At 73.9% G+C, this 19,514-nt stretch carries 18 protein-coding genes and 1 pseudogene; 11 read left to right on the top strand and 8 right to left on the bottom strand.

The window, feature by feature from the left end; genetic code table 11:
• Window positions 1–375 precede the first annotated feature (375 nt).
• The 4 genes from ACFWXO_RS08430 (at window position 376) to ACFWXO_RS08415 (ending at window position 4,077) form a co-directional block, all read left to right on the top strand.
• Entirely contained in the window at window positions 376–1,473 is a 1,098-nt protein-coding gene (locus ACFWXO_RS08430; RefSeq protein WP_380522851.1) for a sugar ABC transporter substrate-binding protein, read from the top strand.
• A gap of 23 nt (window positions 1,474–1,496) precedes the next feature.
• Entirely contained in the window at window positions 1,497–2,291 is a 795-nt protein-coding gene (locus tag ACFWXO_RS08425; protein WP_375895376.1) for an ATP-binding cassette domain-containing protein, read from the top strand.
• Window positions 2,288–3,514, top strand: coding sequence for a sugar ABC transporter permease (locus ACFWXO_RS08420; protein ID WP_380522850.1), 1,227 nt, complete (start codon window positions 2,288–2,290; stop codon window positions 3,512–3,514). The genes ACFWXO_RS08425 and ACFWXO_RS08420 overlap by 4 nt, the downstream gene beginning before the upstream one ends.
• 353 nt (window positions 3,515–3,867) lie before the next feature.
• Entirely contained in the window at window positions 3,868–4,077 is a 210-nt protein-coding gene (locus ACFWXO_RS08415) for a DUF397 domain-containing protein (RefSeq protein WP_380522864.1), read from the top strand.
• Between the two features lie 67 nt (window positions 4,078–4,144).
• Here the strand turns inward: ACFWXO_RS08415 and ACFWXO_RS08410 are convergent, their stop codons facing one another.
• The 3 genes from ACFWXO_RS08410 to ACFWXO_RS08400 form a co-directional block, all read right to left on the bottom strand.
• On the bottom strand, window positions 4,145–5,782 hold the full coding sequence (locus ACFWXO_RS08410) for an alkaline phosphatase D family protein (protein ID WP_380522849.1): 1,638 nt from the start codon (window positions 5,780–5,782) through the stop codon (window positions 4,145–4,147).
• A 322-nt stretch (window positions 5,783–6,104) separates the two neighbouring features.
• Complete coding sequence (locus ACFWXO_RS08405) at window positions 6,105–7,007, bottom strand: neutral zinc metallopeptidase (RefSeq protein ID WP_380522848.1); 903 nt, start codon at window positions 7,005–7,007, stop codon at window positions 6,105–6,107.
• Between the two features lie 255 nt (window positions 7,008–7,262).
• Window positions 7,263–8,087, bottom strand: a complete 825-nt coding sequence (locus tag ACFWXO_RS08400) for a helix-turn-helix transcriptional regulator (RefSeq protein WP_375895411.1) — start codon at window positions 8,085–8,087, stop codon at window positions 7,263–7,265.
• Between the two features lie 126 nt (window positions 8,088–8,213).
• Between ACFWXO_RS08400 and ACFWXO_RS08395 the strand changes: the two genes are divergently transcribed.
• Window positions 8,214–8,864, top strand: coding sequence for a class I SAM-dependent DNA methyltransferase (locus ACFWXO_RS08395; protein ID WP_380522847.1), 651 nt, complete (start codon window positions 8,214–8,216; stop codon window positions 8,862–8,864).
• A gap of 151 nt (window positions 8,865–9,015) precedes the next feature.
• On the opposite strand, the gene ACFWXO_RS08390 is transcribed toward ACFWXO_RS08395, so the two are convergent.
• The gene (locus tag ACFWXO_RS08390) at window positions 9,016–9,360 is read right to left on the bottom strand and encodes a hypothetical protein (RefSeq protein ID WP_380522846.1); all 345 of its coding nucleotides are present in this window, start codon (window positions 9,358–9,360) and stop codon (window positions 9,016–9,018) included.
• Between the two features lie 154 nt (window positions 9,361–9,514).
• Between ACFWXO_RS08390 and ACFWXO_RS08385 the strand changes: the two genes are divergently transcribed.
• The 4 genes from ACFWXO_RS08385 (at window position 9,515) to ACFWXO_RS08370 (ending at window position 13,252) form a co-directional block, all read left to right on the top strand.
• Window positions 9,515–10,492 carry a GlxA family transcriptional regulator gene (locus tag ACFWXO_RS08385; RefSeq protein WP_380522845.1) on the top strand — a complete coding sequence of 326 codons (978 nt, stop codon included), beginning with the start codon at window positions 9,515–9,517 and terminating at the stop codon, window positions 10,490–10,492.
• A gap of 1 nt (window position 10,493) precedes the next feature.
• Window positions 10,494–11,225, top strand: a complete 732-nt coding sequence (locus tag ACFWXO_RS08380) for an SDR family NAD(P)-dependent oxidoreductase (protein ID WP_380522843.1) — start codon at window positions 10,494–10,496, stop codon at window positions 11,223–11,225.
• A 395-nt stretch (window positions 11,226–11,620) separates the two neighbouring features.
• Entirely contained in the window at window positions 11,621–12,262 is a 642-nt protein-coding gene (locus ACFWXO_RS08375) for a hypothetical protein (protein ID WP_380522842.1), read from the top strand.
• A 123-nt stretch (window positions 12,263–12,385) separates the two neighbouring features.
• Complete coding sequence (locus ACFWXO_RS08370) at window positions 12,386–13,252, top strand: NAD-dependent epimerase/dehydratase family protein (protein ID WP_380522841.1); 867 nt, start codon at window positions 12,386–12,388, stop codon at window positions 13,250–13,252.
• Window positions 13,253–13,280: 28 nt separating this feature from the next.
• Here ACFWXO_RS08370 and ACFWXO_RS08365 read toward each other — a convergent pair whose 3' ends face one another.
• From ACFWXO_RS08365 to ACFWXO_RS08350, 4 genes are all read right to left on the bottom strand, one after another.
• Window positions 13,281–14,072, bottom strand: coding sequence for a maleylpyruvate isomerase family mycothiol-dependent enzyme (locus tag ACFWXO_RS08365; protein ID WP_380522839.1), 792 nt, complete (start codon window positions 14,070–14,072; stop codon window positions 13,281–13,283).
• Between the two features lie 96 nt (window positions 14,073–14,168).
• On the bottom strand, window positions 14,169–16,262 hold the full coding sequence (gene fusA / locus ACFWXO_RS08360) for an elongation factor G (RefSeq protein WP_380522838.1): 2,094 nt from the start codon (window positions 16,260–16,262) through the stop codon (window positions 14,169–14,171).
• Between the two features lie 354 nt (window positions 16,263–16,616).
• Window positions 16,617–17,114 (bottom strand): hemerythrin domain-containing protein, encoded by a 498-nt coding sequence (locus ACFWXO_RS08355; RefSeq protein ID WP_380522837.1) that lies wholly within the window; start codon window positions 17,112–17,114, stop codon window positions 16,617–16,619.
• Window positions 17,115–17,193: 79 nt separating this feature from the next.
• On the bottom strand, window positions 17,194–18,132 hold the full coding sequence (locus ACFWXO_RS08350) for a DMT family transporter (protein ID WP_375895344.1): 939 nt from the start codon (window positions 18,130–18,132) through the stop codon (window positions 17,194–17,196).
• Window positions 18,133–18,180: 48 nt separating this feature from the next.
• Between ACFWXO_RS08350 and ACFWXO_RS08345 the strand changes: the two are divergent.
• Window positions 18,181–18,702 (top strand): annotated as a pseudogene (locus tag ACFWXO_RS08345) (MarR family winged helix-turn-helix transcriptional regulator); the annotation flags it as partial.
• A gap of 132 nt (window positions 18,703–18,834) precedes the next feature.
• Window positions 18,835–19,371 (top strand): DUF6328 family protein, encoded by a 537-nt coding sequence (locus ACFWXO_RS08340; protein ID WP_375895341.1) that lies wholly within the window; start codon window positions 18,835–18,837, stop codon window positions 19,369–19,371.
• The last annotated feature ends 143 nt before the right edge of the window (window positions 19,372–19,514 follow it).

Genomic DNA, 19,514 nt, shown 5'->3' with positions numbered 1-19,514 from the left:
ACCCCCCGGCGCCCCAAACACCCCCACCCCCCCCCCCCGCCCCTCAATTTCGCTCGGGGGGGCCGCCCCCCCCCCCGCGGGGGCCCGCCCCCCGCCGGGGCCCCCCCCCCCCCTCGCCGTCTCCCCGGCAGGACGGCGCGGCACTCCTGCCGCACGGCACCGGGCTCCCCCCGCCTACCGAGAAGCCGAGCCGTTATCCCGACACCACCATCATGTCAAGCGCACACGCCGGGAAAACCAAAAGCGTTCACGAAGATAACGAATAGCAGGCGTTCGCTCGGAGTCTGGTTTTACTTCTTGACGCCATGTACGCGGTCAGGGTTGACTCCCCCCACCCCGCCGCACCGTCGCGGCGCCCCAGGGAGAGGCACCCGTATGAACGCCGCACTGCGTCGCGTACTCGTCCCGACCGTCGGCCTCGCGCTGGCGCTTTCCATGACCGCCGCCTGTGGCAAGGCCGGCGGCGACAAGAAGGACTCCGCCGCCTCCGGCGACAGCACCTCCATAGGCCTGCTGCTGCCCGAGAACGCCTCCTCCGTGCGCTACGAGTCCTTCGACCGGCCCTTCATCGAGGCCAAGGTCAAGTCCCTGTGCGCGGGCTGCAAGGTGCTCTACAACAACGCCGAGGGCAGCGCCGCCAAGCAGAAGCAGCAGTTCGACACCCTCCTCACCCAGGGCGTCAAGGTCATCATCCTGGACGCCTTCGACGCCAAGTCCACCCAGAGCTGGGTGCAGGAGGCCGCCGCCAAGGGCGTCAAGGTCCTCGCCTACGACCGCCTGGCCACCGGCCCGGTCTCCGCCTACGTCTCCTTCGACAACGAGAAGGTCGGCGAGCTCCAGGGCCAGGCCCTGCTGGACGCCCTGGGCCCCCAGGCCCCCGACGCGAACATCGTCATGATCAACGGCGACGAGGCCGACCCCAACGCCGCCCAGTTCAAGACCGGCGCGCACAAGGTCCTCGACGGCAAGATCAAGAAGGTCGTCTACGAGCAGTCCGGCCAGTGGAACCCCACCGTCGCCGGCCAGAAGATCGCCGCCGCCGTCACCCAACTCGGCAAGAACGGCTTCCAGGCCGTCTACTCCGCCAACGACGGCATGGCCGGCGCCATCATCACCCAGCTCCAGGGCTCCGGCATCAAGGTCCCCGTCGGCGGCCAGGACGCCGGCCTCGACGCCATCCAGCGCGTCGTCAACGGCGACCAGGCCTACACCATCTACAAGGCCTACAAGCCCCTCGCCGAGTCCGCCGCCGAACTGGCCGTCGACCTCCTCCAGGGCAAGGACGTGAAGTCCGTGGCCACCACCACCGTCGACAGCTCCACGGACAAGAACATCCCGGCCAAGCTCCTGGACGCCAAGGTCGTCACCAAGGCCGACATCGCCCAGACCGTGATCGCCGACGGCCTCTACAAGGCCTCCGACATCTGCACCGCCGACTACGCCGCCGCCTGCACCGCCGCCGGCCTCAAGTAGCCCACCACCCCCGAACATTCAGGATGGTTCATGTGACAGGCGCACCCGTCCTCCAGCTGCGCTCGGTCTCCAAGCGCTTCGGCGCCGTCCAGGCCCTCACCGACATCGACCTCGACGTCCACCCGGGCGAGGTCCTCGCCCTCGTCGGCGACAACGGCGCCGGCAAGTCCACCCTCGTCAAGACCATCGCCGGCGTCCACGCCGTGGACGAGGGCACCATCACCTTCCGCGGCACCCCCGTGCGCCTGGCCCGTCCCCAGGACGCCACCGCCCTCGGCATCGCCACCGTGTACCAGGACCTCGCCCTCTGCGACAACCTCGACGTCATCGCCAACCTCTTCCTCGGCCGCGAACAACTGCGCCACGCCCTGCTCGACGAAGTCGCCATGGAGCAACGCGCCCGCGACCTGCTGGACACCCTCGCCATCCGCATCCCCGACGTGCACGCCCCCGTCGCCGCCCTCTCCGGCGGCCAGCGCCAGGTCGTGGCCATCGCCCGCGCCCTGGTCGGCGAACCGTCCCTCGTGCTGCTGGACGAACCCACCGCCGCGCTCGGCGTCGAACAGACCGCCCAGGTCCTCGACCTGGTGGAACGCCTGCGCGACCGCGGCCTCGCCGTGATCCTGATCAGCCACAACATGGCCGACGTACGGGCGGTGGCCGACACCGTCGCCGTCCTGCGCCTGGGCCGCAACAACGGCGTCTTCCCCGTCGCCGACACCACCCAGGAACAGATCGTCGCCGCCATCACCGGCGCCGACGACAACGCCCACGCCCGCCGCCGGGCCCGCCGCGCCGAGGAGGAGGACGCCGCATGACCGCCCCCGCCCCCGACCCCCGCCTGCACGTCACCGCCCCGACCTGGGCCGGACGAGCCGACGCCGCCCGGCGCCGGCTCGCCTCCGGCGAACTGGGGTCGCTGCCCGTGGTCGTCGGACTGGTCGTCATCGCGATCGTCTTCCAGTCCGTCACCCACCACTTCCTGCAGGCCGACAACCTCACCAACATCACCCGCTTCATCGCCGGACCGGGGCTGATAGCCGTCGGCGTCGTCTTCGTCCTCATCCTCGGCGAGATCGACCTCTCCCTCGGCTCGGTCGCCGGCGCGTCCTCCGCCATCACCGCCGTCCTCGCCGTACGCCAGGGCTGGCCGGAATGGCTCGCCATCGCCGCCGCCCTCGCCGCCGCCTGCGTCATCGGCGCCCTGCACGGCCTGCTCTTCGCCCGCGTCGGCGTCCCCGCCTTCGTCGTCACCCTCGCCGGCATGCTCGCCTGGAGCGGCCTCCAGGAATGGGTCCTCGGCGACGCCGGCACCGTCAACAACCCCCACGACGGCATCGTCGCCGGCCTCGACTCCACCTTCCTCGGCGACGGCGACATCGCCTACGCCTGGGGCCTCGCCGTCCTCGCCCCCGCCCTCTACCTGCTCGCCCAACTGCGCACCGCCCGGCGGCGGTCCGCCGCCGGCCTGGCCTCCCGGCCGCTCGCCGACACGGTGCTGCGCACCGCCGCGCTGGCGGTGCTCGCCCTGGCCGCCGCGTACGCCCTCAACCAGGACCGCGGCCTGCCGCTGTCCCTGGTCGTCCTGCTCGGCGTGGTCGTCGCCACCGACTTCACCCTGCGCCGAACCCGCTTCGGGCGGCAGATCTTCGCCCTCGGCGGCAGCGTCGAGGCGGCCCGGCGCGCCGGCGTCAACGTCGCCCGCGTCCGGGTCACGGTGTTCATGCTCTCCGCGCTGCTGGCCGGCCTCGGCGGCCTCTTCTACGCCTCCCAGCAGGGCTCCGCCGACAAGCAACTCGGCAGCGGCAACGTCCTGATGATGGCCATCGCCGCCGCCGTCATCGGCGGCACCAGCCTCTTCGGCGGCCGCGGCAACACCTGGTCCGCGCTGCTGGGCATCCTGGTCATCCAGTCCATCACCACCGGCCTGGACATGGTCCACGCCGCCCAGGCCATCCAGTACATGATCACCGGCGCGGTCCTGCTCGCGGCCGTCGTCCTCGACTCCCTCACCCGCCGCACCCGGGCCGCCCGCAGATAGCCCCGGCCGCCCGTCAACCCGCTCCCCGCCACCCCGCCACCCCGGGACGGCGGGGAGTGACCGTTACTCCTCAGGGGCGGTCGGATCCTCGCCGACCGGCACGCCCTGAACGAAGGTGACGTCGGGTTCGGAGGCAGGGTTGATCCAGCACCGCATGGTGAGAACCGGGGAGAAGGACTTCGTGTCAGCGGCGAAGGCCCGTTCGGCCTGGACGAAGTCGGGGTTGGCTATGCCGACGGAGAGGCGATGCGCATGTCCAGCGGGTGCAGCGAGCGCGGATGGCGGCAGAACTCCAGGAACTCGGAGCGGTTCTTGGTCTTCTTCACGCAGCCGGTGAAGCCGCCGTCCGGGTCCTGAGCGGCGAGGTCGGTGGTCGTGCCGACTGGTTCACATCCAGCTACGGCAGCAATGGCGGTCAGTGCGTCGAGGTGTCCGGCAGCATGCCCGGCCTCGTCCCCGTACGTGACTCGAAGGACCCCCAGGGGCCGCGCCTGGCCTTCCCTGCGGACGCGTGGCGGTCCTTCCTGACCGCCGTCCGGGCCGGGGAGTTCGGCGAGGTCTGAACCTACGGCAGCCTTCCGCACCGCCGCCCCGGAAGCCGGGGCGGCGGGGCTTCGTCGTCGGCCGGCCTCAGGCCGGGTGGAGGCCCGGGTTGCCGGCCTCGGTCACGAAGGACGCGGCCGTGGAGACCGTTCCGCCGGGGCGGGTGATGTGGGAGACGGTGCGGTAGTCGGCGCGGGCCCGGTGGCGGTCCAACGTCAGGGTGGTGTAGCCGCGGCGGCCGTCGTAGAACTTCATGTGGGGGTTGGCGGCCGTCAGCGTGGCCCAGTTGGAGGGCTTCTCCTCGCCGTCGCCGTCGCTGCTGACGGAGGTGCCGACGATCTCCACGCCGACCGTCCGGGAGCCCGGGTCGTCGAAGTCCCGCTTGACGTCCATCGCGTAGGCGACGTGGACGTCTCCGGTGAGCAGCAGCAGGTTCTTCGTACCGGCCTCGTCGACGGCCTTGAGGAAGCGCTCGCGCGCCGCCGGGTAGCCGTCCCAGGCGTCCATCGACAGCTTCGAGCGCTCGGCGGTGGTGTTCTTGCGGCGGGAGAACACCACCTGCTGGGGCACCACGTTCCAGGTCGCCCGGGAACGCCGCAGCCCCTCGGCGAACCAACGCTCCTGGGTGGCGCCCATCAGGGTGCGGCGCGGGTCCTGGGACTCGGGTGTCGGGTACTGCCAGCCGTCGCCGTTGGCCTGGTCGTCGCGGTACTGGCGGGTGTCGAGGATGTCGAACTGCGCGAGCTGCCCGCAGTGAACCCGCCGGTAGAGGGTGAGGTCGGTGCCGCGAGGCTGGGGCAGGCGCAGCGGCTGGTTCTCCCAGTAGGCGCGGTAGGCGGCGGCACGGCGGGCGACGAAGGGGGCCGGGTCCTGGTTCTTCTCGGGGATGCCGGCGGCGTAGTTGTTCTCGACCTCGTGGTCGTCCCAGGTGACGTACCAGGGGTGGGCGGAGTGGGCGGCCTGGAGGTCGGGGTCGTTCTTGTAGAGGCTGTAGCGCAGCCGGTAGTCCTCAAGGGTGACGGTCTCGTGGTCGAGGGCGGCGGGCAGGACGCGGTCGGTGTACTTGCGGTCGCCGCCGGCCGCGTCGATGGCGTACTCGTAGACGTAGTCGCCGACGTGGAAGACGGCGTCGAGGTCCTCGTCGGCGAGGTGGCGGTAGGCGGTGAAGTAGCCGTCCTCGTACGCCTGGCAGGAGACGACGGCGAAGCGGGTGCGCTCCGGGCAGCGGGTGCGGGCGGGGGCGGTGCGGGTGCGGCCGACGGGGCTGGCCCAGGCGCCGACGGTGAAGCGGTAGAAGTAGCCGCGGGCCGCGTCGAGGCCGTCGACGTCGACGTGGACGGCGTAGTTGAACTCGGCGTGGGCGCGGACGGAGCCGCGTCGCTCGACGCGGCGGAAGCGCTCGTCGCGGGCGATCTCCCAGCCGACCCGGACGGATCCGGCCGGGGGCAGGCCGCCGCCGGGTTCCAGGGGGCGCGGAGCGAGGCGGGTCCACAGCACGACGGCGTCGGGCAGCGGGTCGCCGGAGGCCACGCCGAGGGTGAACGGGTCGTCGGTGATCAGGCGCGGCGCGAACTCGGGGGTGTCGGCGTGGGCGGAGGGCAGGTTGACGGTGAAGGCGAGCGTGGCGGCGGCCGAGGTGACGGTCAGGAAGCGGCGCCGGTCCAGGCGCGCGGCGGCCTCGCGCAGCAGGCGGTCGGGCGAGGGGCGTTCGGCGGGACGGGGCATGGCGGGGCGGCCTTTCGCTGCTGGGGGCAGTTCGACTCCGGGGGGTGTGCGAAGGAATTGGAGTGGACCGCTCCGTACGCTGGAGGTCCGGACCCGGGCGGCGGGGTGATCATCCGATGGGAGATTGGTGAAGGTCCGACAGATGCCGTGATACCTGGAGGAATCCGGGCGATGAGCCTCCTTTCGCAGGACACGGGACGGACCATCGTGCGGGAACGGTGCACGCCCGGGCCGTTTCCGGCCCGGGCGTGCAAGGGGTTGGTCAAGCGGGTGTCCTGGGGATCGGTCGAGCGGGCGGGCCGCGCCGGATCCTTCCGGACAGTCAGATCCTGCCGGAGAAGGTGTCGCACTGAGTCATGTCGCCGCCGCGGTAGCCGGTCGTGAACCACGCCTTGCGCTGCGCGGAGGAACCGTGCGTCCACGCCTCCGGATTGATCCTCCCGGTGGCCTGCTTCTGGATCCGGTCGTCACCCACCGCCGCCGCCGCGTCCAGGCCCTGGGCGATGTCCTGATCCGTCAGCACCGAGATCAACGGACGCCCCGTGGAGGCCTGCGGGGTCGTGGTCGCGTGGTGCGCCCACACCCCCGCGTAGCAGTCGGCCTGCAGTTCCAGGCGTACCGAGGCGCTGTCCGCGCCCTGCCGGTCGTTGCCGACCTTCTGCATGGTGCCGAGCAGGTTCTGCAGGTGGTGCCCGTACTCGTGCGCCACCACGTACGACTCCGCGAACGGGCCGCCCTTGGCGCCGAAGCGGCTGGACAGCTCGTCGAAGAACCCCAGGTCGAAGTACGCCATCCGGTCACCTGGACAGTAGAACGGACCCACCGCCGACGTCGCCGGACCGCAGGCGGTGGAGACCCGGTTGGTGAACAGCACCGTCTGGGCGGGCTTGTACGCCACCTTCGTACGGGCCGGCAACTCCGCCCCCCAGAACTCCTGCAGGCTGTTGGTCACCGCCGTGATCCGGCAGTCCTGACGCTTGTTCGCGTCCACACCCTTCTTGCAGGACTCGCGCACCTCGCTGTCCGTCCGCGCCCCGGTGGTGGAGGAGCCGCTGCCACCGCCGTCGGACAGGCCCAGCAACTGCGGATCGACCCCCAGGATGACCGCGAACAGCACCGCGATCAGGCCCACCGCTCCGCCGCCGAGGGCGACCTTCCCACCCGGAATGCCCCGCCGGTCGTCCACCTGCGAGGTGTCGAGGTCGCCCTCGTCATCGAACTGCATCGCCCCTGCCTGCCCGCTTCTGTCGATCCATCGGTGTGCCGGTGTGCCGGTGTGCCGAGGTGTCGGTGTGTCGACGTGTCGGCGTGTCGCGTTGGTGACGTTCTGTTCCGTCCCCGGCCCGCTCAGCCTACGGGGCGCCGGGCCGGACACGCGGCAGCCGGCGCAGCACGCGAGCGAGGTCACACCCGCCCGCACCGGACCGACGCTCCGGCCGACCCTGCGGGCGGGCGCACGGTCCGCACGCCCGCCCGGGCGTCACACCCCGGCACCGACCACCCGCAGCAGCTCCAGCCGCGAGGCGCTCTCGCTGCCCACCGCGGCCGTGTGCACCAGCAGCAACTGGTCCTCCCCGCCCGCGGCCAGCACCTCGCACTCCAGCACCAGTTCCCCCACCACCGGATGGCACACCCGTTTGGCCCCACTGCGCCTGCGCGCCACCTCATGGCGCCCCCAGTGGGCAGCGAACTCCGGTCCCGTCGCCAGGAGTTCGGCGAGCAGTCCGGCCACCCGCGGATCACCCGGGCGGGCCGCGTGCGCCGCGCGCAGGCCCGCCACGTGGGCGCGGGCCAGGGCCTCGTGGTCCTCCGGCGGGAAGAGCGCCCGGCTCGCCGGGTCGGCGAACCAGCGCAGCAGCAGGTTGCGCCGGCCGGAACCACCGGCGTCCCCGAACACCGCCGCCGCCATCGCGTTCTGCGCCAGCACGTCCCCCACGTCCGAGACCACCTGTGCGGGCACGTCGTGCAGGCGGTCCAGGATCAGCAGCAGTCCGGGCCGCACGTGCGCGTGGGCGCCGTGGCGGCGCGGCGGCTCGTGGCCGGCCAGGTGGAACAGGTGGTCGCGCTCGTCCTCACTCAGACGCAGCGCCCGCGCCAGGGCCGCCAGCAACTGCGGGGAGGGCTGCGGGCCGCGGCGCTGCTCCAGTCGCGCGTAGTAGTCCACCGACAGTCCGGCCAGCTGCGCCACCTCCTCCCGGCGCAGCCCGGGCGTACGGCGCCGGGCACCGGGCGGCAGGCCGAGGTCGGCGGGCGTCAGACGGGCACGGGCGCGGCTGAGGAAGTCGGCGAGGGCCTCACGGTCGATCATGGTGCCCAGCATGGCGCGCTCCGGGGCCGGTAGCCAGGGCCTACCGGTCCGGGGCTGGGCGGGCTCCAGGGTCGGTCGGGCTCCAGGGTCGGCCGGGCCTCGGGTGGTCTAGAGTCGTGGCCCGTGTCCGGATCCTCGTCACCCTCCTCCTCGTACCTGCGCACGACCGCCGACGCCTACGACGCGCTGGCGGAGCGCTACGCCGACTTCGTGAGGGACGGCCTGGCCCACCTGCCGCTGGACCGCTCCCTCGTCACCGCCTTCGCCGACCTGGTGCGCGAGTCCGGGTCCGGCCAGGTCGCGGACCTGGGCTGCGGGCCCGGCTACCTCACGGCCGCGCTGGCCGAGCACGGCCTGGACGCCTCCGGCATCGACCTCTCCCCCGCACTGATCGCCATCGCCCGCCGGCGGTACCCGCGGCTGCGCTTCCGGACGGGATCGATGGGTGCCCTGGCGGTGGGCGACGGAGGGCTGGGCGGGGTCGTGTCCTGGTACTCGCTGATCCACACCCCACCCGAGCAACTCCCCTCCTACCTGGCCGAGTTCCGCCGCGTGCTGGCCCCGGGCGGGTACGCGCTGCTCGGATTCTTCGAGTCCGAGGGCGATCCCGTCACCCCGTTCGACCACAAGGTCACCACCGCCTACCGCTGGCCCGTCGACCACCTCGCCCACCTCGCCCGCGAAGCCGGCCTCACCGAGAACGCCCGCCTGCTGCGTGAGCCCGGCGAGGGCGAGCGCTTCCGCCACGGCCGGCTCCTGCTGCGCGCCGTCTAGTGGCTCGTCTCGGGTCCTCGGCCGGGCTAGGGTGACGTGACGGTGCCAGCCGGTCCAGGAACTCGGACGGGCGGGCGGGCCACCGGGTGGGCAGCCAGTACGACCGGCGCTGTCACCGCGGCCTCGATCCGACTGTGGCTCAAGCCCTGGCTCACACCGACTCCAGGGCGTCGGCCCGTGCCTCCAGGTCTGCTGCGATGCCGTCCCAGTCCGGCCCGTGCGTCCACAGGCTCCCTGCCGCCTCCCGCAACAACGCCGGCTCGTCCGGCCGCTGCAGCAGCACGAGCCGATACGCCAGATTCCGCACCCACACCGGCAGGAGCCCGTCGACCAGGTGCGGACACAGCTCCCTCAGCATGGCGAGAATCGCATCCGCATCCGCGAAGGTCAGCTCCTCGACGAAGAAGGACTCCGCATGCTCCTTGGCGCACTGCGGCGTGGGCCGGTATTCGTCTCCGAAGAGGCAGCGGGCGTGCTCCGTCAGCGTGCTGTGCATGCCGGCCAGCCTACGACGGCATGATCCGCCGGACGGGCGCGGGCCGCCCCCGGGTACGGCGCACAGCACCCGGGGCGCGCCGCGCGGGGCGTGGCACGATCCGTGGGGTGCTCGTCGTTGACGCCGTCGACGCCGCTCGGACAGCCTGGCAGGCATGCGTCAGGTGGTGTTCGTGGTGTTCGAGGGATTCCAGTCGGTCGACCTGGTCGGCCCCCATGCGGTGTTCCATTACGCGCAGGAGGCGGTCGGCGGCTACGACTGCCCGGTGGTGGCCCCCCGCGCCGGTGCGGTCCGCTCCTCCAGCGGGCTGACGATGCACGCCACCCACGGGATCGCGGACCTCGCCCCCGAAGGACTGGACACCCTGGTCGTGATCGGCGGCCCCGGCGTCAACGACGCGCGCCACGACCCCGCCCTGGTCGCCTGGATCACCGCGGCCGCGTCCGGCGCCCGCCGGGTCGCCTCGGTGTGCAGCGGTGCGCTGCTCCTGGCCGCCACCGGCTTCCTCGCCGGACGGCGGGTCACCACCCACTGGGCCCGCGAGCGCCAACTCGCCCAGGAGCACCCCGAACTGACCGTGGACTGCGACCCGATCTTCATCCGGGACGGGCCGGTGTGGACCTCCGCCGGCGTCAGCGCCGGCATGGACCTCGCACTCGCCCTCGTGGAGGACGACCACGGGCCGGAGCTCGCCCTCGCGGCAGCCCGCGAGATGGTGCTGTACCTGCGCCGACCCGGCAACCAGTCACAGTTCAGCGTCCCCCTGTGGTCGGCGCAGCCGACCAGCGGGCCCGTACGCACAGCCGTACGGGCCGTCCAGGACGACCCCGGCGGGCGGCACGGCCTCGCGGAGCTGGCCGCCCGGGCCGGCCTCAGCCCCCGCCACCTGCAGCGGCGCTTCGCCGCGGAAGTCGGCACGGGACCGGCCGCGTACGTCGAACGCGTACGGATGGAAGCGGCCCGACGGGCCCTCACCGAGACCGACGAACCGGTCGCCGCACTCGCCCGCCGCCTGGGCTTCGGCACCGCCGAGACCATGCGCCGCACCTTCCACCGCCACCTCGGCATCGCCCCCGACCACTACCGCGAACGCTTCGGCCACTCGACCACCCACGCACTCCCGGAGAACTGACATGAAGACACAGCTCGTCACCGTGGTCACCGGCGGAAGCCGCGGCATCGGCGCGGCGATCTGCCGGCGCCTCGCAGGCGAGGGCCACGACATCGTCCTCGGCTACCACACGGACGGCGCCGCCGCCGAGGCAGTCGCGGCGCAGGTCCGTGACCGCGGCCGCACCTGCCTGACCGTACGGGCCGACACCGCCGAGGAGGCGGACGTCGAGCACCTCTTCGCCCGGGCCGCACAGCTCGGCCCCCTCACCGCCCTGGTCAACAACGCCGGGACCAGCGGCCCCAACGGACCACTGGCCGAAGCCGACCCGGCCGGGATCCGCCGCGCCCTGGACATCAACATCCTCGGATACCTGCTGTGCGCCCGCCGCGCCGTCCAGGACATGGCACCTACGGGCGGCGGAGCGATCGTCAACATCTCCTCCGCCGCGGCCACCCTCGGCAGCCCCGGACAGTACGTCCACTACGCCGCCTCCAAGGCCGCCGTCGACGCCATGACCGTCGGACTGTCGAAAGAAGTCGCCGGACAGCGCATTCGCGTCAACGCCGTCGCCCCCGGCACCATCTGGACCGACTTCCACCAGGACCCCCAACGCCCTGCCAAAGCCGCCGCCAACATCCCCCTCGGCCGCGCCGGCCGGCCGGAGGAGATCGCCGCGGCGGTCTCCTGGCTGCTGTCGCAGGACGCCTCGTACACGACCGGGGCGATCCTCCGAGTAGCCGGCGGACTCTGACCCGAACCCGACACCCAGGGGGGTACCCCCCACTCACCAGAATGACAACGGGACGCCGCACGTGGACCCCGCAGGAACGCGCCATGCACCCCTGACACCCCGCCCGGCCGTCACGGCCGGAGCTGGCGGGCGAGCCCGGCACGGGTCGTTCGAGGGAGCCCGACCGACGGACCGGGCACCTCGCGATCAGACGTTCGCCGGCCCAGGACGAGACCCTGCGCATCGGCGAGAGCCGCCCCCGCCCACCGCGCGGAGCGTTGCCAGTCGCCTTGACCGAGTCGGCCAGAACCGCCGCCGACCGGGCGAGGGGGCCGCGCGCGGCGGCGGGGCGGCGGAGCCGGTGCCGGGGTGCGGCCGGACACTGGTGGGCCCGGACGCCAGGCAGGAGAAACCCCATGGACGAGCGCAGCCTCCCCCACCTCCCGGGCCGCCCGGACCCCGGCGGGAGCCGGCCGGGCGGCGGGCAGGCCGGGGTGCTGGGCACGGCGCTGGCCGGGGTGCTGGCGGCCGCGCTCGCCTCGGGGTCCTGGCAGTGGTTCTCCACCTACCTCGGGCTGACCCTGCTCGCCGTGGTCTTCGCCTTCGCCGACCCGCCACTGCGCTCAACCCGTGAGCACGGTACGCCCGGTACGCCCGGTACGGGGTTCGGCCGCGGTCGCCTGCGGTCGCTGGCGGCCTACTCGCTGGTCGTCGGCCTGTGCGCGGCCCTCGTCCTGGCCCCGGCGATGCAGCGCTGGGCCTGGCTGCTGCCGATGCCGGGCACCCGCGCCGAGTGCGCGCGCCTGGGCGACTACGCGGCGCTGAACGCGCGGGCCGCCCTCGGCGCGCTCGCCGACCAGGGGGCCGACGCGCTGGCCTCCGCGCAGCGCACCCAGGGCCGGGTCGCCGTGAACGACTGCCTGGCCTCGACGACGACGCTGTGGCTGCCGGTGTACGCGTCGGCGGCGGCGCTGCTGACCGCCCTCGCCGTCCACCTCGCGGGCCGTACCCGCGCGGCACGCAGCGGCCCGGGCCGCACAGGCGACAAGGAGCGGTAACAGGACCGGCGGTCCCAACCAGGGATCGGGAATCCCTGGATCAGCGGGTCTCTGTCGGCGGCCGGGCGGGGCGGGCAAGCTGGTGCACGTCGGAGAGCACAACTCCTGTGAGGGGAAGCAAGCATGACGAAGATCCTGGTGACGGGGGCGACCGGTTCGGTGGGGCAGCGTCTGGTGCCGCGCCTGGCGCGGTGGGCCGGGGCCGAGGGTGGCTCGGTGCGGGTGCTGGTGCGGGACGCGGCCAAGACGCAGGCGGTGGGGCTGGAGCTGGACGGGGTGGAGACGGTGGTCGGGGACGTGTGCGAACCCGCCGACCGGGCGCGGGCGTTGGCGGACGTCGACGTGGTGCTGAACGTGGCGGCGGCGCTGCGCGGGGTGCCGGACGAGCAGGCGTGGGCGGTGAACCGGGACGCGGCGATCGCGCTGGGCCGGGAGGCCGCGAAGGCCGGGGTGGCGAGGTTCGTGCACACCAGCACCAACCTGGTGTACGGGCGGGGGCTGGGCCGCCCGGCCGTGGAGGAGGACCGGTTGGCGCCCGATCCGGCGTGGGGGGTGTACGCGCAGTCCAAGGCGCAGGCCGAGGCGGGACTGCGCGAGCTGGCGGACGAACTGCCGCTGGTGGTGGCCCGGTTGGCGTTCGTGTACGGGGAGGGCGATCCGCACCTGGCGCAGTCGCTGCACTGGGCCGCGTCCTGGCCGGCCCACCAGCGGCTGGCGGTGGTGCACCACGCGGACGTGGCGCAGGCGCTGTGGCGGGCGGTGGTGACCCCGGGGATCGAGGGCCGCACCTACAACGTGTCGGACGACGCGCCGCTGACCGCCTGGGACCTGCACGTCCTCAACGACCGCACCCACCCCGGCACTTCGGCGCCGGAGGCGGAGTTCGACCCGTGGGAGGGGCAGGTGTCGACCGCGGCCGCCCGCCGGGACCTGGGCTGGCGTCCGCTGTTCCCGTCGGCGTGGGCGGCGGCACAGGCCGGGACACTGTGACCACCGCCCACCCCGGGCCGACCGGCGATCAGGCGCTCGGGTCCCAGTCGATGAGCTGCTGGAAGACCTGACGGTCGCCGTCGATGTTCATGGCGTCCAGCGAGAAGCGGCCGTAGCAGAAGAGGACCAGCTCGGAGGCAATGCCACGGGCGGAGACATCCGCAGGCGTGGCGGCGGCCCCGGTCGGGTGGTCGGTCAGGCGCTCGACCTGGACGCCGTCGGCGCCCAGGTGCAGGCGCCAGGAGCGGCCCTCGGTGGCGTGGTAGTCGATGACCGCGGGGGTGTGCGGCCAGGCGACGGGGGTGGCGACGCAGGTGAACTGGAACTCCTCGACGCCGTCGAGCGCGACCTCCTCGGGCAGCATCTCGGCCGCGCCGTTGGCGAGTTGGGCGTCGTAGGTGTGCACCGCGCTCTCCTGGACCCGGTGGCGGGCGACGCCGCCGGCGCTCTGCGGGGTCTGCGAGCCGGGCCACCACGTCCAGCAGTCGGCCTCGGCGCCGACGGCGCGCAGGGTGTCCAGCAGCTGCTGGGTGGAGTCGGCCAGCCAGGCCGTCAGGGCCTCGCGCTCGCGGGGTGCGACGATGGCGGCGCGAGCGGCGACGGCCTCGGCGGGGGGCCCGTCGGCGGGACCGGCGGCGACGATCGCGGCCCAGAAGCGGTCTCCGCTGCCCAGGTGCCGGGCCAGGTCGTGGAGCGTCCACTCGGGGCAGCTGGGGACCTTGGCGTCGAGGTCGGGGGCGGCGGCGATCGCGGCGCGGAAGGCGGCGGAGCGGTCGTCGATCAGACGCAGCAGGTCGGGGAAGTCCGGGTTCTTGTGCACCCGGGAGTTCTACCACCGTACGGCGACGGCGGACCAGCGGTTTTCTCGGGAGGCAGGGCCCGGCCCTCCCCCGGACGGGGAGGGCCGGGCCGCGCCTCAGCGGGCCGCCCGGCCGGCCGCGGGAACCGTGGGGGCCGCGGGCGCCGACGCCGCCGCGGGCGCCGGGGCGTAGCCGGCCGGCCGGGCGGTGAAGGTGCCGCGCCCCTGGGTACGGCTGCGCAGCCGGCCCGCGTAGCCGAAGAGCTCGGCCAGCGGTACGAGGGCGTCGACCTGGGCGGTGCCGCCCGGGCCGGGCCGGGTGCCCTGAACGGTGGCGCGGCGGGCGGCGAGGTCGCCCAGGACGGTGCCGAGCGCGTCCTCGGGCACGGTGACGCCCACCTGCGCGAGGGGTTCGAGCAGGTGGAGCCGGGATGCGCGCAGCGCCTCGCGCAGGCCCTGGCGGGCGGCGGTACGGAAGGCGAGCTCGGAGGAGTCCTTGGGGTGGGTGAGCCCGTCGGTGAGCGTGACCGCGACGCCGGTGACCGGGTGGCCGCCGAGCGGGCCCTCGGCGAGGGCGTCGCGGCAGCCGGCCTCCACGGCCTGGACGTACTCGCGCGGGACGCGCCCGCCGGTGACGGTGGAGGTGAAGGCGAAGGCCTCGTCGGCGGGGGCCAGGTCGAGGACGATGTGGGCGAACTGGCCGGACCCGCCGTCCTGTTTGGCGTGCCGGTGGGTGAAGCCGGTGACGCCTTCGACCAGCGCCTCGCGCAGCGCGACGCGGGGGCGGCCGACGACGGCCTCGACGCCGGCGTCGCGGCGTACCTTCTCCACGGCGACCTCCAGGTGCAGTTCGCCCAGGCCGGACAGGGTGCGCTGGCCGGTTTCGGGGTCGGTGGCCAGGCGCAGCGAGGGGTCCTCGTCGGTGAGGCGGGCCAGGGCGGCGGTGAGCTTGTCGGTGTCGGCGCTGCGGCGGGCCTCGACGGCGACGGTGACGACGGGTTCGGCGCTCACGGGTGCCTCCAGGAGGATCGGGTGGTCGGGGTCGCACAGGGTCGCGCCGACGCGGGTGTGCTTGGGGCCGATGACGGCGACGATGTCGCCGGCCAGGGCATGGTCGGTCTCGGTGTGGCGGTCGGCCTGGACGCGCAGGATGCGGGCGATGCGCTCGGTGCGGCCGGTGGCGGCGTCGAGCAGGGTGGCGCCCTTGTGCAGGGTGCCGGCGTACAGGCGCAGGTAGGTGAGGCGGCCGGTGGGCGCGGTGGTGACCTTGAACGCGAGGGCGGTGACGGGCTGCCCCGGGTCGGGGAGGCGCTGTTGGGAGCCGTCGGCGGCGGTCACGGGCGGGGTGTCCAGGGGTGAGGGCAGGTAGGCGAGGGCGGCGTCCAGGAGGGGTTCGACACCGCGGTTGCGGTAGGCGGAGCCGGCCAGGACGACCACGGCCTCGCCGGTGCGGGTGAGGTCGCGCAGGGCGGTGGTGAGGGTGTCGGTGCCGAGGGTGGCGTGGGTGCAGAACTCCTCCAGGGCCCGGGGGTCGAGTTCGGCCACGGCTTCCTCCAGAGTGCGGCGGCGGGCGGCGGTCTCGGCCGCGAGGCGGTCGGGGACGGGGCCCTCCGTCAGGGTGCCGTCCGCGTCCCAGGTGAGGGCGCGCAGGCGGACGAGGTCGACGAGGCCGGTGAAGGCCTCCTCGGTGCCGATGGGCAGGTGGACGGCGAGCGGGTGGGGGTGCAGGCGTTCGCGGATGGAGGCGACGGCGGCGTCGAGGTCGGCTCCGGCGCGGTCGAGCTTGTTGACGAAGGCGATCCGGGGCACGCCGTGGCGTTCGGCCTGGCGCCACACGGATTCGCTCTGCGGCTCGACGCCCGCGACGGCGTCGAAGACGGCGACGGCGCCGTCCAGGACGCGCAGGCTCCGTTCGACCTCGTCGGCGAAGTCGACGTGGCCGGGGGTGTCGATGAGGTTGATCCGGTGCCCGGCCCAGGCGCAGCTGACGGCGGCGGCGAAGATCGTGATGCCGCGGTCGCGTTCCTGGGGGTCGAAGTCGGTGACGGTGGTGCCGTTGTGGACCTCGCCGCGCTTGTGGGTGCTACCGGTGAGGTAGAGGATCCGTTCGGTGAGGGTGGTCTTGCCGGCGTCGACATGGGCGAGGATGCCGAGGTTGCGGACGGCGGCGATCGCGGCGGTGCCGATAGTGGTGGTGGTGTGGGTGCGCATGGCCCGGTGCCTTTCGAGGCGGTGCTACGGGTGGAAGCGCGATTGGCACAGTGCTGTCGCTGAGTTCTGACACTCCGTCAGATCATCGACGAGAATGGGCCCTTGACAAGTTTCTACGGGCGGCGTTCTCAGACGGTGACGGCACTGTTCCGGTGCCGGCCGCGCAGCGGGCACCGGAAGGGCGAGGACACCAGGATCACCTCGTACCGCGAGGCGGGAGAGGGGGCGGCGGCGCTGTGCTTCGGCATGGCCGTCCCGCCCCCTCTCCGATTGCTGTCGTCACGGTCGGCCGCGCATTCGAGGCGCGGCTGCGGGGCGAGTCTAGGGAGGGCGGACTCGCGTCGGCGAGGGGTTTTACGGTGCGCGGAAGCGCAGGACCGGCCCCGACCAGTCCTCGCGGCCGCCGACTCCGGTGTCCAGGGCGGCGTCCAGAGCGGCGCCGATGGCGCGTTCCTCGTAGGCGAAGTGCGACTCCATGATGGCGGCGAGGCCGTCGAGTTCGCGCCCGACGGCCTCCAGGTCCGCAGCCCGTACGGCCTGTTCGGCGAGGTCGCGGACCCGGGCGAGGATGTGGGTGATGAGGTCGTGGTCCTCGGCGAGTTTGGCGACGGTGGGGGCGAGGTCGGGCCGCTCGCGCACCAGGGCGGCGAACAGGCCCTGGCCCTCGCCCTGGTGATGGTTCGTCAGGGCTGTGCAGAAGGCGAGGCAGTGGGCGCCCAGGGAGTCATCGGGCATGGTCCGGCGGCCCAGGCCCGTGCGGAGGTTGGTCAAGCGGCGGCGCAACTCGTTGTGCGCCTGGGAGAGTTGGAGACTGAGAGCGGCCGTTCGGCCGCGCGAGTACGGGGAGGCCACGAGCGGGCGGTCCCTTCGGTTCCGCACCTCCATGCCTGGCGCGGTCCGCCATCGGCACGCGATGCTGCCCGCCATCCGATCACGTGCCACGACACCGCCGCAAGCCCGGCCCCGAGGCCGAGGCCGTCGGCGCCGTGGGGTCGGCGGACGCACCGGTGTCCGGCACGGCCGCGCGGGCGCGGGGGCGCCCGAGCAGGATCCCGGCGGCCACCAGCACCAGGCCCGCCCCCTGCCGCAGCCCCAGTGCGTCGCCGTCCAGCGCGGTGCCCAGCAGCACCCCGGCCAGCGGGTTGAGCAGTCCGAGCAGGCCGACGGTGCCGGCCGGCAGGTGCCGCAGGCCCGCGAACCAGCAGGCGAAGGCCAGCGCGGTGGCCACCAGCGTGACGTAGCCGAAGGCCAGCAGGGTACGAGCCGAGAGCGCCGGCGGGGCGCCCTCGGCGAGGACGGCCGGAGGGAGCAGCAGCAGGCCGCCGGCCGTCAGCTGCCAGGCGGTGGCGGCCAGCGGGTCGGCGCCCTCGCGCCAGCGGGCGGCCAGGACGTAGCCGACGCAGGAGACCAGCATCGCGCCCGCCGAGGCCGCCAGCCCCCTCCCGTCGGGCATCCCGTCGCCGCCGAGGACGGTGAGCGCCACCCCGCCCAGGCCGATCACCGCCCCGGCCAGGTGGGCGCGGTGCGGGTGCTGGCCGGCCAGCACCCGGGCGGTGAGCAGCATGGCCAGCGGGGAGGCGGCCATGACGGTGGCGGCGGTGCTGGTGGGCAGCAACTGGGAGGCGAGGTAGAGCAGGACGAAGAAGACCGCGGTGTTGAGCAGGCCGAGCACGGCGCTGCGCCACCACCAGGGGCCGCGGGGGCGGCGGCGGGCGAGGGCGAGCAGCAGCAGTCCGGCGGGCAGGGCGCGCAGGGCGGCGCCCCACAGGGGCTGGTCGGCGGGCAGGTAGGCACGGGTGACCCAGTAGTTGGTGCCCCAGGCGAGGGGGGCGAGGGCGGTCAGCAGGACCCACCGGGCATTGGCTTCCATGGAAGACAATATAGCTTCCTTGGAAGCTACTGGAGGTAGGATGGGCCCATGGACCCCACGGACCACGCTGATCACACCGATCACGCCGACCACGTCGCCCTCATCCAGGCCCAGTGGCACCGCGAACGCCCCGACCTCGACGTCTCCCCGCTGGCCGTGATCGGGCGCCTGCACCGCCTCGCCGACCGCCTCACCGCCGAACTCACCCTCGTCTTCCAGCGCTACGGGCTGAGCGAGGGCGAGTTCGACGTGCTCGCCGCGCTGCGCCGCGCCGGCACCCCCTACGAGCGCGCCCCCGGGGAGCTCGCCGCCCACACCATGGTCACCACGGGCGCGATGACCAAGCGGATCGACCGCCTGGAACGCGCCGGCCTGGTCACCCGCCGCCCCGCCGAGGACGACCGGCGCGGGCGCGTGGTCGCCCTCACCGACGCCGGGGTGCGACTGATCGACGAGGCGTTCACCGCCCACCTGCGCAACGAGCACCGCCTGCTCGCCCACCTCGCCCCCGAGGAGGCCGCCGCCCTCCAGGCCCTGCTCACCGCCTGGCACCGGCGCCTGGACGCCCCCGGAACGCCGGGGCCCGGCACGACCCTTCCGACTGCTCCCGACCCCGACCCGGGCTCCGACCCCGACTCCGGTCCCGACCCCGACCCTGACGACGGTCCCGGCCACGGGCGCCGGCCGCGCACAATGTGACGCATGAGCACCCCTCCCCCGCCCGGCCCCGACCCCGACCCCGGCCGCCCCGACGAGTCCTCACCCCCGCCGCCGGGCTGGGAGAACCCGGCCGTACGGGCCGACCGACGCCTGGTCGAACTGCTCCAGGAACTACGGGTGCTGCAGACCGGCGTCCAGATCGTCTTCGCGTTCCTGCTCGGCGTCGCCTTCACCCCGCGCTTCTCCGAACTCTCCGACGCCCAGCAGGACATCTACGTCACCACCCTGCTGCTGACCGTCGTCGCCGCCGCCGTCCTGGCCACCCCCGTCGCCCTGCACCGCGGCCTCTACCGCCACCCCGGCAAGGCCCGCATCGTCGACGTCTCCGCCCGCATCGCCCAGTACGGCCTGCTGCTGCTCGCCAGCGCCCTGACCGGCGCCGTGCTACTGGTGCTGGACGTCGTCCTCGGCCCTGCGCCCGCCGTCGCCATCACCGCCGTCATCGCGCTGATCTTCGCCACCCTCTGGTTCGCCCTGCCGTGGGCGGTGCGCCGCGCCGCCACCCGCGAGCGGCCCTGACGGGCCCCGTCGCCCCCGCCCGGGTCGCCGGACCCGTTGGCCGTCGCCCGCCGGGCGCGGGGGGGGGGGGGGGGGGCGGGCCGGGGGGGGGGGGGCCCCGGGGGGGGGGGGGCCGGGGGGCGGGGGGGGGGCGCCGGGGGGCC

This window comes from Kitasatospora sp. NPDC059088 (assembly GCF_042738155.1).
GTDB lineage: Bacteria > Actinomycetota > Actinomycetes > Streptomycetales > Streptomycetaceae > Kitasatospora.
Note: the sequence above shows the minus strand (reverse complement) of the source record. Positions and strands in the feature narration are given on the sequence as shown.

Bases quoted from the DNA above. Each gene is read 5' to 3' on its own strand.
- ACFWXO_RS08350 (WP_375895344.1), bottom strand. From the start codon at position 18,132: ATGGAAGCCAATGCCCGGTGGGTCCTGCTGACCGCCCTCGCCCCCCTC.
- ACFWXO_RS08410 (WP_380522849.1), bottom strand. From the start codon at position 5,782: ATGCCCCGTCCCGCCGAACGCCCCTCGCCCGACCGCCTGCTGCGCGAG.
- ACFWXO_RS08390 (WP_380522846.1), bottom strand. From the start codon at position 9,360: ATGCACAGCACGCTGACGGAGCACGCCCGCTGCCTCTTCGGAGACGAA.
- fusA (WP_380522838.1), bottom strand. From the start codon at position 16,262: ATGCGCACCCACACCACCACCACTATCGGCACCGCCGCGATCGCCGCC.
- ACFWXO_RS08420 (WP_380522850.1), top strand. From the start codon at position 2,288: ATGACCGCCCCCGCCCCCGACCCCCGCCTGCACGTCACCGCCCCGACC.
- ACFWXO_RS08385 (WP_380522845.1), top strand. From the start codon at position 9,515: ATGCGTCAGGTGGTGTTCGTGGTGTTCGAGGGATTCCAGTCGGTCGAC.
- ACFWXO_RS08380 (WP_380522843.1), top strand. From the start codon at position 10,494: ATGAAGACACAGCTCGTCACCGTGGTCACCGGCGGAAGCCGCGGCATC.
- ACFWXO_RS08375 (WP_380522842.1), top strand. From the start codon at position 11,621: ATGGACGAGCGCAGCCTCCCCCACCTCCCGGGCCGCCCGGACCCCGGC.
- ACFWXO_RS08405 (WP_380522848.1), bottom strand. From the start codon at position 7,007: ATGCAGTTCGATGACGAGGGCGACCTCGACACCTCGCAGGTGGACGAC.
- ACFWXO_RS08425 (WP_375895376.1), top strand. From the start codon at position 1,497: ATGGTTCATGTGACAGGCGCACCCGTCCTCCAGCTGCGCTCGGTCTCC.
- ACFWXO_RS08340 (WP_375895341.1), top strand. From the start codon at position 18,835: ATGAGCACCCCTCCCCCGCCCGGCCCCGACCCCGACCCCGGCCGCCCC.
- ACFWXO_RS08430 (WP_380522851.1), top strand. From the start codon at position 376: ATGAACGCCGCACTGCGTCGCGTACTCGTCCCGACCGTCGGCCTCGCG.
- ACFWXO_RS08370 (WP_380522841.1), top strand. From the start codon at position 12,386: ATGACGAAGATCCTGGTGACGGGGGCGACCGGTTCGGTGGGGCAGCGT.